This window comes from Psychromonas aquimarina ATCC BAA-1526 (genome assembly GCF_000428725.1).
GTDB lineage: Bacteria > Pseudomonadota > Gammaproteobacteria > Enterobacterales > Psychromonadaceae > Psychromonas > Psychromonas aquimarina.
In genome coordinates, this window is the sequence record NZ_AUAM01000019.1 from 94,184 (window position 1) to 106,083 (window position 11,900).

Genomic DNA, 11,900 nt, shown 5'->3' on the forward strand with positions numbered 1-11,900 from the left:
TATTAATGTTTTCGGATACAGTAGCTTAGCTGTGTTTCAGGAAATGAAACACAGCTAACAAGCAGAAAATTAAACCTTATCTAATACCGGAGGCTGATAAATTTCAGCGCCAGAAGCATTAAATTCATCGGCTTTATCCGCCATACCCTGCTCAGCAGTCATAGTAACGGTTTCATCCAGCAGTTGAATAGAAATTTCACCACTGTCTAATTTATCTGCAAAAGCACGCACATCCTGGGTAATTTTCATAGAGCAGAATTTCGGCCCGCACATGGAGCAGAAATGCGCAACTTTACCGGATTCCTGAGGCAGGGTTTCATCATGGTATTCACGCGCAGTGACCGGATCCAATCCAAGATTAAACTGATCTTCCCAGCGGAATTCAAAGCGTGCTTTGGATAAGGCATTATCACGGATCTGTGCTCCGGGATGTCCTTTTGCAAGATCAGCCGCATGAGCGGCAAGTTTATAGGTAATCAAACCGACTTTTACATCATCTTTATTCGGCAGGCCTAAATGCTCTTTTGGTGTTACGTAACATAACATTGCGCAGCCGTACCAGCCGATCTGAGCAGCCCCGATACCGGAAGTAATATGGTCATAACCCGGCGCAATATCCGTAGTCAGCGGGCCCAGGGTGTAGAAAGGCGCTTCAAAACAGTCTTCAAGCTGCTTATCCATATTCTCTTTGATCATCTGCATTGGAATATGGCCCGGGCCCTCAATGATAACCTGTACATCATATTCCCAGGCAACTTTAGTTAACTGACCTAAGATTTCTAGTTCCGAATATTGTGCCTGGTCATTTGCATCTGCAATCGACCCCGGGCGTAAACCGTCACCTAAAGAAAGCGCAACATCGTACTGCTGACAGATCTCACAGATTTCACGGAAGTACTCATAGGCAAAGTTTTCTTTATGATGAGATAAACACCATTTCGCCATAATCGAGCCGCCGCGGGAAACAATACCGGTGACACGCTTGGCAGTCATAGGTACAAAACGCAGCAGTACACCAGCATGAATAGTAAAGTAATCCACGCCCTGCTCAGCCTGCTCAATTAACGTATCGCGGAACACTTCCCAGGTAAGGTTTTCTGCCACACCGTTAACTTTTTCTAAAGCCTGATAAATTGGAACAGTACCGATCGGCACCGGCGAGTTACGCATGATCCACTCTCGGGTTTCATGAATATTACGACCAGTGGACAGATCCATTACCGTATCGCCTCCCCACAGGGTTGACCATACTAGTTTCTCAACCTCTTCTTCAATTGAAGAGCTCACCGATGAATTACCGATATTTGAATTTACTTTCACTAAGAAGTTACGCCCGATAATCATCGGCTCTAATTCAGGATGGTTAATATTGGACGGGATAATAGCTCGGCCTTCAGCAACTTCTTTACGTACAAACTCAGGGGTAATTGTCTCCTGCAGATCTGCACCAAAACTATGACCAGGATGCTGAAAATGTAACGCTTCACATTTTACACGGTCACGTCCCATGTTTTCCCGAATTGCAACATATTCCATTTCCGGAGTGATAATACCCTGGCGTGCATAGTGCATCTGAGTAACACATTTACCTTTTTTAGCACGCAGCGGTTTGGGTAAATCGGCAAAACGCAGTTCATCTAATGTCTCATCAGCTAAACGTGCTTTAGCAAAATCAGAACTTACATTAGCTAAGGTTTCAACATCATCACGGGCAGAGATCCAGGCTTCGCGTAATTTTGTTAATCCGACATGCACATCAATGTCACTTTTTGGATCAGTATAGGGACCTGATGCATCATAAACCGGAATCGGCTCATTTTTTTCAAAAACTGGGTGATCGGAGCTTCCGCCGACAAAGGTATCGGCCTGATGAATCTGACGCATCGCAACTTTAATCGGGTGAATTTCACCATTGATAAAGATTTTTTCAGAATTCGGATAAGATTCATTATTTAAATTCTGGATATAATCCTGCGCGGCCTGGCGGCATTCTTTACGGGATAAGTCTTTACGACTGGTGGTTTTTAAATTTGAGTTTACTTGATTAGACATAGCATTCTTTACCTTAATTATTTAAGAGTGTTTAAGAGTGCTTGTCGAAAATTCAGTGGAAAGAGTAAAAAAAACGGATCTGTTTTCTTTATGCTTGTTCCCTTCGCAGGTATTAACCCAATCAGGTTCCACGGATTCCACATCAAGATATAAACTGTTTTATTTATATCAGTGGTCTCAGCCCTAGGGCGCTCCGACAAGAAGCAGGCAGTATAGAAGAAAAAACTTTAAAATCAAATAGAACAATTAGCATTTTTTATGAAGTTCAGCCTGCGCCTAACAAATACTCAGTTAACAGTGCGATAACAACTTCTGCTTCAGCATGCTTTGAAACATAGCGACAGGCATGTAGTTTTTGGACTCCATGAAGAACTAACCACGGCCCTAAAATTAAGACATAAAAAACCCTGATAACTTTCATTACCAGGGTTTAACAACTTTAAAATAGCTTCTTATTTAAAAGAAATTATTTCTTAGCAGCAGCTTTTTCAGCTTTAACTTTCTCGGCAACAGCTTATGCTGCGCCTTTCTTTGGGCATAGAGACAAGGCATGCTGTCTGAGAATCAGGCATAAAAAAACCCTGATAACTTTCATTACCAGGGCTTAACAACTTTAAAATAGCTTCTTATTTAAAAGAAATTATTTCTTAGCAGCAGCTTTTTCAGCTTTAACTTTCTCGATAACAGCTTCTGCTACTGAGTTAGGACAAGGCATGTAGTTTTTGAACTCCATAGAGAACTGACCACGGCCTGAAGTCATTGTACGTAGAGAACCGATGTAACCGAACATTTCTGAAAGAGGTACGTCAGCTTTAATACGAACACCAGTAGCACCAGCTTCCTGACCTGCGATCATACCACGACGACGGTTAAGGTCACCGATAACATCACCAACGTGATCATCTGGAGTGAACACGTCTACAGACATGATAGGCTCAAGAAGCTGCGCACCCGCTTTAGGGATAGACTGACGGAATGCACCACGTGCTGCTAATTCAAATGCTACTGCAGATGAATCCACGGCGTGGAAACCACCATCGTAAAGTTCGATTTCAACGTCAAGTACAGGGAAACCAGCTAGTACACCAGTATCCATCATGCCCGCAAAACCTTTCTCGATAGCCGGGAAGAATTCTTTCGGTACGTTACCACCAACAACTGTTGATGTGAATGCAAAACCAGTACCTGGTTCACCAGGCTTGATACGGTAATCAATTTTACCGAACTGACCAGAACCACCAGACTGTTTCTTATGTGTGTAAGAATCTTCAATTTCCTGCGTGATTGTTTCACGGTAAGCAACTTGAGGTTCACCAACAACTAGGTCAACACCGTAAGTACGTTTTAGAATATCTACTTTGATATCTAAGTGAAGTTCACCCATACCAGACAGGATTGTTTCACCTGAATCTTCATCCGTTTCAACACGGAAAGTCGGATCTTCTGCAACCATTTTACCAATCGCAATACCCATTTTCTCAGTTGAACCTTTATCTTTTGGTTGAACAGAGATAGAGATTACCGGCTCAGGGAATACCATTGCTTCCAGGATGATTGGATCTTTTGGATCACATAATGTGTGACCAGTTTGAACGTTAGTCTTCATACCAACGATAGCGATGATATCACCCGCTTGTGCTGAAGTAAGCTCGTTACGGTCATCTGCCTGCATTTCACACATACGGCCGACACGCTCAGTTTTACCTGTAGCCGCGTTCATGATCGTATCACCTTTCTTAAGTGTACCAGAGTAGATACGAACGAAAGTCAATGAACCGAAACGGTCATCTGTGATTTTGAATGCTAACGCTTTAAGAGATTCTTCAGCATCAACAGTTGCTACACGGCCAGTTGGTTCACCTTCTTCATCTGTAAGAGGCTGCGGATCAACATCTGTAGGACAAGGCAGGTAATCAACAACAGCATCAAGGATAAGTTGGATACCTTTGTTTTTGAATGCAGAACCACAGTAAGTCGGGAAGAAGTCCATTGTACGTGTACCTTTACGGATACAACGTTTGATATCTTCCATAGACGGCTCTTCGCCTTCCATGTAAGCTTCTAATAGATCATCATCCTGCTCTAGAGCAGTATCAAGCAGCATTTCACGGTATTCTTCAACTTTATCAACCATGTCCGCAGGAACATCTTCAACTTTATAGTTTTCTGGAAGACCTGTTTCGTCCCAAACGTATGCTTTACGAGTTAGAAGGTCAACAACACCAACGAAATCATCTTCAATACCGATTGGTAGAACCATTACTAGCGGGTTAGCAGCTAGTACGTCTTGAGTCTGCTTAACAACGCGGTAAAAATCAGCACCCATACGGTCTAATTTGTTTACGAAGATAATACGTGCAACTTCTGAGTCATTCGCGTAACGCCAGTTAGTTTCTGACTGAGGCTCAACACCACCAGAACCACAGAATACACCGATACCGCCGTCAAGTACTTTAAGAGAACGGTAAACTTCAACAGTGAAGTCAACGTGTCCAGGAGTATCGATAACGTTAAAACGGTGGTTATCCCAGAAACAAGTTACAGCAGCAGACTGGATAGTAATACCGCGCTCAGCTTCCTGTTCCATGAAGTCAGTTGTAGATTCGCCGTCATGTACTTCACCAGTTTTGTGGATCTGACCAGTAAGTTTCAGGATACGCTCTGTAGTTGTGGTTTTACCCGCATCAACGTGCGCGAAAATACCAATATTTCTGTATTTAGTTAAATCTGTCATTTTTTATACTCTGTATGTAAAAAATTGAAATCAATATTCCCGGCGCATTATACAATTTTTACCGTTAAACAGAACACAGAATTAACAATAAATAGAAAATATGTCGCTTTTTTCACCATTATTTCGATTGATTTTTAAAAAAACATCAATTATCGACCGCTTAAGCGCAAAATATTGCCGAAATCTCCTGCTCAAATCATTTTTACAATAGAAAATTTACTCTTAATTAGCGGGAATTAATACCAGAGCAAATAAGATACAAAAGACAAAAGTACTTAAAGCGGTATTTTTTAACTCGCGATTAAACAGCTCTCCATCACGAAGATCTTTGAAAACCGCTTCATATAAAGAGAGGCAGCTTTTAATCAGCGGACTTAAGGTCAGCAGAAACATAAACTGCCAGATCTGCACATTTTCAATATTGAACAGATAACCCGCAGCTAATAAAGGTGCACACAAAACCAGGAACAGATGATATTTAAAAGCGGCTTTCCTTCCCCATATAACCACCAGCGTGGTTTTGTTGGAGTCTTTATCCGTATACATATCACGGATGTTATTAATATTTAAAACCGCGACCGATAACATACCGACACTGCATGCCGGTAATAATAACCACCAGTTAAAGGTCAAAGCATAAAGGTAATAACTGCCTGCAACCCCTAATAAACCAAAAAAGATAAATACCGCCAGATCCCCCATTGCCCGATAACCATAGGGCAGCCTGCCCATGGTATAGGTAATGGCGGCGGCAACAGAGAGCACACCAAACAGTAAAAACAGCAGCCAGCTGTGCAGATCCGAGCCTAATGCGGCTGCCAGTAAACTGAAACCTGAGATAAAGCATAAAACAGTTACTGCAATAATCGCTTTTTTCATACTCGAACGGCTGATCAGTCCCGTCTGCATGGAACGCTTAGGTCCGACACGCTTTTTATTATCTGCACCACTGACTGCATCTCCATAGTCATTAGCAAGGTTAGATAATATTTGTAATAACAAAGCGGTGATAAGTGATAATACAAAAATCAGCAGATCAAATATTTGTGCCTGAACAGCTAAGCCTGCACCTAAAATAATCGAAGAGGCCGCCAGCGGTAATGTGCGTAAACGCATGGCGCTTATCCAAACTTTAATTTGATTCACGTAAAATCCTAAACAATGATTGATTGTCTATTCCACTAGGAATAAGGTTATTTTCGCGTTACATTAACAAACCTAAATCTATAAATATATAAGCAGCCTATGCCTGTAACAAAACCTATTTATAAATCGATGATTAATTTTATTACCGAGCAATTACAACAGTTTGCAGAAAAGCAAGGTAACAAACCAAGGTTCAATCTCGATATTTCACTTTCCGCCTTGAATTTATTAAGTTTATTAAAAGGTCAGTCAGCCGCCGATGTTCCTATTTTTCCTACTATTTACTGGCAGGACAAAGAACAGCAGGAGACAATAGCCTGCTTCGGCTGCATAGATGAAAGAGACAGTATTCCATTACCTGAAGATCAGGCCCGCTATTTTGGCGGCCTCGCCTTTCAGCAGCATGGTCAGCAGTGGCATGATTTCCCGGCAGTACGTTTTATCCGTCCAGCACTGGAATTTAAGCGGCATAAAGAAAGCCTTACTTTGACCTGTCACTTTAACGGTCAGAACAATATTGAAGAAACAATCGCGCTGGTCAAGCGGCTGCAGAAACCGCTTCCCATTAACAGTGTTAATAACCATATAATTTCCCGCAGTGATCTGCCCGATCAGACACAATGGGCCGAGCTGGTTGATTTAGCCATTGAATATAAAGCGTTATTACCTAAAGTGGTATTATCTCGTCAAACTGAGCTGATTTGCGAACAAGCTGTTAACCACTGGGATCTGCTCAGCTGCTGGCAGAGCGCTAACCCGAACAGTTTTCATTTCAGCTTTCAGTTTTCCGAAAAACATGCCTTTATCGGCTGCTCGCCGGAGCGCCTCTTCTCACGAGAAAATAATCAACTTAAAACCGAAGCACTGGCCGGCACGGTTAACCGCGGGCGTAATGACAGAGAAGACAGCATATTATTGCAGAGTCTGTTAAGCGATAAAAAAATAGATCGTGAAAACTACCTGGTGCAGGAGTTTATTATCGCCAACCTTAAACGCTTAAAAGCACAGGTCAGCTGCGAAGAACCGCACGTAATGCAGCTGCAGCATGTACAGCATTTATGTGTACCGATAAATGCGGCATTAGATGCTGATACCAGCGACGCGGACTTATTATATAAGCTTCACCCCACTCCTGCTGTAGGCGGCTCACCTAAGCTGCCCGCCTTACAGTTTATCAATGATAAAGAACCCTACCTGCGCGGCTGGTATGCCGGAGCGGTCGGGTATATCAGCAAGCAGAAAAGTGATTTCAGCGTAGCTATCCGCACCGCCCTGATTGCCGGCGACCATATAAAGTTATTTGCCGGTGCAGGCATTGTAACCGGCTCTATCGCAAGTCAGGAGTGGCAGGAGTTAGATAACAAAATAAATACCATCTTAAATATTTTATCTGCCTGAGGATTTTATAAGCATGAGAGAATCATTTAATAAAGATTCCAAGTTTACAGAGCAATATTCAAATATTAACCTGTTATGGGCGGCACTTATTATTGAAGAGCTGGTACGTAACGGTATTACTGATTTCTGCATTGCACCGGGCTCCCGTTCAACACCGTTAACTCTGGCGGCTGCCAATCATAAAAAAGCCGTCAGCCATATACATTTTGATGAACGCGGTTTAGGATTTCTAGCCTTAGGCATTAGTTTAGCCTCTCATAAACCTGTGGTTATCATCACCACTTCAGGAACCGCGGCCGCTAATCTATATTCCGCAGTTATTGAAGCGAAGCAGAGTGAAGTGCCGTTAATTATACTATCAGCAGACAGACCGCCGCAGTTAATTAACTGCGGGGCTAACCAGGCAATCAATCAGCATGGCCTGTTTTCTGATTACCCGAGCTTTTTTGCACAAATCCCCAGTCCGACAGAGCAGATTAAACCGAGCTATCTGCTAACAACCATTGATCAAGGTCTGGCTAAGCAGAAAGAGCAGCCGGCGCCGATCCATTTTAATCTTGCTTTTTGTGAGCCTTTATATCCGGATAATAATATTATCAACTACCAGGACTATTTATCCCCTCTGGCTCAGTGGTTAAATGCAGAGCAGCCTTTCAGCAGCTATATTCACAAACAGAGCAGCAGAGTGAATTTTGAAGCTTCGCTGGCAGATAAAAAGGTATTAATAATTGCCGGACGCTTAAATGATAAAACTCAGGCGTTACAAACTGCACAGTTTGCACAGGATTTTAACTACCCGATGTTTGCCGATATTCAGTCATCGCTGAGCGGCAGTAAAAACAACATTTGTTATTATGATCTGTTACTTCAGGATGCATCTTTCCAAAAAGAACTGCAGCAGGCTGATATCATCCTGCAGTTTGGTGATCAGCTTATCTCAAAACGCTTAAGCCGGTTTATAGAGCAGTTTGCCGGAGAGTACTGGCTGGTCAAAGAAGGCTGTCGCCGTATTGATCCGAACCACCGCGTAAATAAACGCTTTACAATGAATGCCGGTGAATGGATTCAGGAACAAAAGAAACAGCTTCCGCAAATAGAAAAAAACTGGTTAATTAGACTTAAAGAATATAATCAGCAGATATCAAAACAGATCCTAACCCCGTTTTTCAACAATAATTGTCTCTCTGAGATTTCCGTTGTTCACAGCTTAGATAATTTACTGCCTGCTGATAAACCATTTTTTATCGGCAACAGCATGCCGGTGCGGATCGCAGACATGTTTATGAAAAAAAACCGCTCTCAGGTCTTCACTAACCGCGGGGCAAGCGGTATTGACGGCCTGACGGCAACCACGGCGGGTGTCAGTAAAGGCAGCAGTAAAGTCACCACCCTGTTAATAGGAGACACCTCCTTTCTCTATGATTTAAATTCTTTAGCATTATTAAAACAGCTCAAGCAGCCCGTTATTATTATTGTTATCAACAACGACGGCGGCGCAATCTTTAATCTTTTAGCCGTACCAGAAGCTCAAAAACAGGACTATTACCAGCTTCCACACGGTCTAAACTTTGCAGACAGCTGCAGGCAGTTTTCTATCGATTATTATAAACCTGCTAAACTTGATGAATTTGAACAGAATTACCAGAAAGCTTTACAAAACTCGGTCTCTTTAATTGAGATTTGTGTCGAAAACAACCAGACTAACAGTCAACTTGAAACACTTAAAGAGCAGATAAAAAATGCCACTTTTTAGTCAGACCCAGGGTAACCCGGCTCATCCGGCTTTAGTTTTTTTACATGGTTTTCTAGGCAGTCACCAGGACTGGTTTGAAACCATCGAACAGCTGAAAAACAACTTTTATTGTATCAGCCTGGATCTGCCTGGACACGGCCACTCGGTTACCACAGTAAGTCCTCTGCAGGGAGGATTTGCAAGCTGTCACCGTTTAATTAAAAATGCACTGGATGATCTGCAGCTGCAGAAATATGTCTTGATCGGTTATTCGCTTGGCGGAAGAATTGCACTTGATTATGCCCGCACCCAGAACGATACAAGAATCCAAGGCCTGCTTCTAGAGTCCTGCCATAGCGGATTAATAAGCGGCAGTGAAAAAGAACTTCGTTATAAGCATGACCTGCAGTGGGCAAAGCGTTTCGCTACACAAAGTGTTAGTGACAGCTTATATGAGTGGTATGAACAGGATATTTTTAGTGACCTTTCAACGGAGCAGAAAGACAGAGTGATTGAGAAACGCAGTCATAATTACGGCGTCTGCTTAGCAAATATGCTCCTTTCAACCAGTCTCGCTAAACAGAGCGATGCACTGCCGTTTATGCTCAGCTGCGGCCTGCCGGTCTATTACTGTTTTGGTGAAAAGGATAAAAAATTTAAACAGTTAAGCACTCGCTTTAGCGCCGCGAATATTCAGGTAACAGAATTTTTTGGTTTAGGTCATAACCTTCATCAGCAGGACCCGTTACAATACGCACAGTTTATTCAGCAGCACTTTAGTGAATAACTTTTTAACAATACACCTACTAATAATAAGAAGAGAATCAGATGGCTGACTTAGATTTTTACGCGCCGATTACCTGGCAGAAAAGTGAATTAAACTTTACTGATATTATTTATGATAAAGCAGAAGGCATTGCCAAAATCACCATTAACCGCCCGCAGGTTAGAAACGCCTTTCGTCCGCAGACCGTTAATGAAATGATTCAGGCACTGCATGACGCTCGTTATGACGATAAAATCGGTGTCATTATTCTTACCGGTGCAGGAGATTTAGCATTTTGCTCCGGCGGCGATCAAAGTGTTCGCGGTGATTCCGGCTATAAAGATGAAAGCGGCGGACATCACCTTAACGTCTTAGATTTCCAGCGCCAGATTCGTACCTGCCCTAAACCTGTAGTGGCTATGGTTGCCGGTTACGCCGTGGGCGGCGGTCATGTTCTGCATATGATGTGTGACTTAACCATAGCAGCGGAGAATGCTCAGTTCGGCCAGACAGGACCTAAAGTGGGCTCCTTTGACGGCGGCTGGGGTGCAAGTTATATGGCGCGTATTGTCGGTCAGAAAAAAGCACGCGAAATCTGGTTTTTATGCCGCATGTATGATGCACAGGAAGCCGTTGATATGGGACTGGTTAATACTGTTGTGGCGCTGGCTAATTTAGAAAAAGAGACGGTAAAATGGTGTCGTGAAATTCTGCAGAACAGCCCGATGGCTCTGCGCTGCTTAAAAGCGGCCCTTAATGCAGACTGTGACGGACAAGCCGGCCTGCAGGAATTAGCCGGTAATGCCACTATGCTGTTTTATATGAGCGAAGAGGGCCAGGAAGGCCGCAACGCATTTAATGAAAAGCGTAAGCCTGACTTTTCTAAATTCGGCCGCAATCCTTAACTAATAATTACGGGTGACAGCCCTGTCACCCTTTATTTTCATCTCCAGCCTGTCGCAATAGATAAAAACTATCAATTTAATTGGTATAAACAATTCGATTCTGTCTATAATTTCCCGCATGCTATAAACATAAAATAGCAGACCACAGTGTTATTAACTTATTCTTATTTAAGAGGAAAATCTCATGGTATTAGTAGGCAAGCAAGCTCCTGACTTTACTGCAGCGGCAGTACTAGGTAATGGCGAAATCGTAGACAGCTTTAACCTTAAAGAGTTCACTCAAGGTAAAGAAGCGGTTATCTTTTTCTACCCTCTTGATTTTACTTTTGTATGCCCTTCAGAGTTAATCGCATTCGACAAACGTTTTGGTGATTTCCAGGCGCGCGGTGTTGAAGTTATCGGTATCTCAATTGATTCACAGTTCTCACATAACGCATGGCGCAACACAGCTATCAACGATGGTGGTATTGGTGCAGTTCAATACCCGCTTGTTGCTGATGTTAAACACGAAATCTGTAAAGCATACGATGTTGAACTGGAAGAAGCGGGTGTTGCACTACGTGGTTCATTCTTAATCGACAAAAATGGTGTCGTTCGCCATCAGGTAGTAAACGATCTTCCGCTTGGCCGTAATATTGATGAAATGCTGCGCATGGTAGATGCACTGCAGTTCCATGAAGAACACGGTGAAGTTTGTCCTGCACAATGGGCTAAAGATAAAGCCGCTATGGACGCTTCTACAGAAGGTGTTGCGAAGTACTTATCTGAGCATTCAGACGATCTGTAATTAAAGACTTCAGTTAACCAGCTCTCCAGCCAATTAACTAAGAATAAAACGGCCTCTTTATCGAGGTCGTTTTTGTACCTGCTGTAGGTTTGGATGAGCTGCAGATAAAACGGCTATGGATGATTCTACAGAAGGTGCTGCAGCTGCGTTAACAAAGAAAGCCTATCTGAGCACTCAGACGATCTGTAATTAAAGACTTCAGTTAACCAGCTCTCCAGCCAATTAACTAAGAATAAAACGGCCTCTTTTTAGAGGCCGTTTTTGTCTCTGCGCAGCAGAATAAAGTCAGAGATAGAATTAGCTAACTCAAAAAACACTATCAGTGGAAATACCGCTCATAAATGTACTGTACATTTATTTAAGTGAAGAATAATAAGCTG

At 42.7% G+C, this 11,900-nt stretch carries 8 protein-coding genes and 1 riboswitch; of the genes, 5 read left to right on the forward strand and 3 right to left on the reverse strand.

Features of this window, described 5'->3' with window-relative positions; translation table 11 throughout:
- Nucleotides 1-69: 69 nt before the first annotated feature.
- From thiC to menA, 3 genes are all read right to left on the reverse strand, one after another.
- Nucleotides 70-2,052: a phosphomethylpyrimidine synthase ThiC gene (thiC, locus tag G337_RS0108800; protein ID WP_028863564.1), complete on the reverse strand. Its 1,983-nt coding sequence runs from the start codon at nucleotides 2,050-2,052 to the stop codon at nucleotides 70-72.
- Nucleotides 2,053-2,133: 81 nt separating this feature from the next.
- Nucleotides 2,134-2,258, reverse strand: a riboswitch (TPP riboswitch).
- Nucleotides 2,259-2,692: 434 nt separating this feature from the next.
- Nucleotides 2,693-4,786, reverse strand: coding sequence for an elongation factor G (gene fusA, locus G337_RS0108810; protein WP_028863565.1), 2,094 nt, complete (start codon nucleotides 4,784-4,786; stop codon nucleotides 2,693-2,695).
- A 222-nt stretch (nucleotides 4,787-5,008) separates the two neighbouring features.
- On the reverse strand, nucleotides 5,009-5,932 hold the full coding sequence (menA, locus tag G337_RS0108815) for a 1,4-dihydroxy-2-naphthoate octaprenyltransferase (protein ID WP_028863566.1): 924 nt from the start codon (nucleotides 5,930-5,932) through the stop codon (nucleotides 5,009-5,011).
- Between the two features lie 99 nt (nucleotides 5,933-6,031).
- Here menA and G337_RS0108820 point away from each other — a divergent pair, with 99 nt between their 5' ends.
- The 5 genes from G337_RS0108820 to G337_RS0108840 all read left to right on the forward strand — a co-directional run bounded on the left by G337_RS0108820 (nucleotide 6,032) and on the right by G337_RS0108840 (nucleotide 11,520).
- Nucleotides 6,032-7,330, forward strand: coding sequence for an isochorismate synthase (locus G337_RS0108820; RefSeq protein WP_028863567.1), 1,299 nt, complete (start codon nucleotides 6,032-6,034; stop codon nucleotides 7,328-7,330).
- A 13-nt stretch (nucleotides 7,331-7,343) separates the two neighbouring features.
- Nucleotides 7,344-9,083, forward strand: a complete 1,740-nt coding sequence (gene menD / locus G337_RS0108825) for a 2-succinyl-5-enolpyruvyl-6-hydroxy-3-cyclohexene-1-carboxylic-acid synthase (protein ID WP_028863568.1) — start codon at nucleotides 7,344-7,346, stop codon at nucleotides 9,081-9,083.
- The gene (gene menH / locus G337_RS0108830; protein WP_028863569.1) at nucleotides 9,070-9,849 is read left to right on the forward strand and encodes a 2-succinyl-6-hydroxy-2,4-cyclohexadiene-1-carboxylate synthase; all 780 of its coding nucleotides are present in this window, start codon (nucleotides 9,070-9,072) and stop codon (nucleotides 9,847-9,849) included. Before menD ends, menH begins: the two co-directional genes overlap by 14 nt.
- 41 nt (nucleotides 9,850-9,890) lie before the next feature.
- A complete protein-coding gene (gene menB, locus G337_RS0108835) occupies nucleotides 9,891-10,733 on the forward strand; it encodes a 1,4-dihydroxy-2-naphthoyl-CoA synthase (RefSeq protein WP_028863570.1) in 843 nt (280 codons plus the stop codon).
- A 184-nt stretch (nucleotides 10,734-10,917) separates the two neighbouring features.
- A complete protein-coding gene (locus G337_RS0108840) occupies nucleotides 10,918-11,520 on the forward strand; it encodes a peroxiredoxin C (protein WP_028863571.1) in 603 nt (200 codons plus the stop codon).
- Nucleotides 11,521-11,900 lie beyond the last annotated feature (380 nt).

Bases quoted from the DNA above. Each gene is read 5' to 3' on its own strand.
- thiC (WP_028863564.1), bottom strand. From the start codon at position 2,052: ATGTCTAATCAAGTAAACTCAAATTTAAAAACCACCAGTCGTAAAGAC.
- menB (WP_028863570.1), top strand. From the start codon at position 9,891: ATGGCTGACTTAGATTTTTACGCGCCGATTACCTGGCAGAAAAGTGAA.
- G337_RS0108840 (WP_028863571.1), top strand. From the start codon at position 10,918: ATGGTATTAGTAGGCAAGCAAGCTCCTGACTTTACTGCAGCGGCAGTA.
- fusA (WP_028863565.1), bottom strand. From the start codon at position 4,786: ATGACAGATTTAACTAAATACAGAAATATTGGTATTTTCGCGCACGTT.
- menD (WP_028863568.1), top strand. From the start codon at position 7,344: ATGAGAGAATCATTTAATAAAGATTCCAAGTTTACAGAGCAATATTCA.
- menH (WP_028863569.1), top strand. From the start codon at position 9,070: ATGCCACTTTTTAGTCAGACCCAGGGTAACCCGGCTCATCCGGCTTTA.
- G337_RS0108820 (WP_028863567.1), top strand. From the start codon at position 6,032: ATGCCTGTAACAAAACCTATTTATAAATCGATGATTAATTTTATTACC.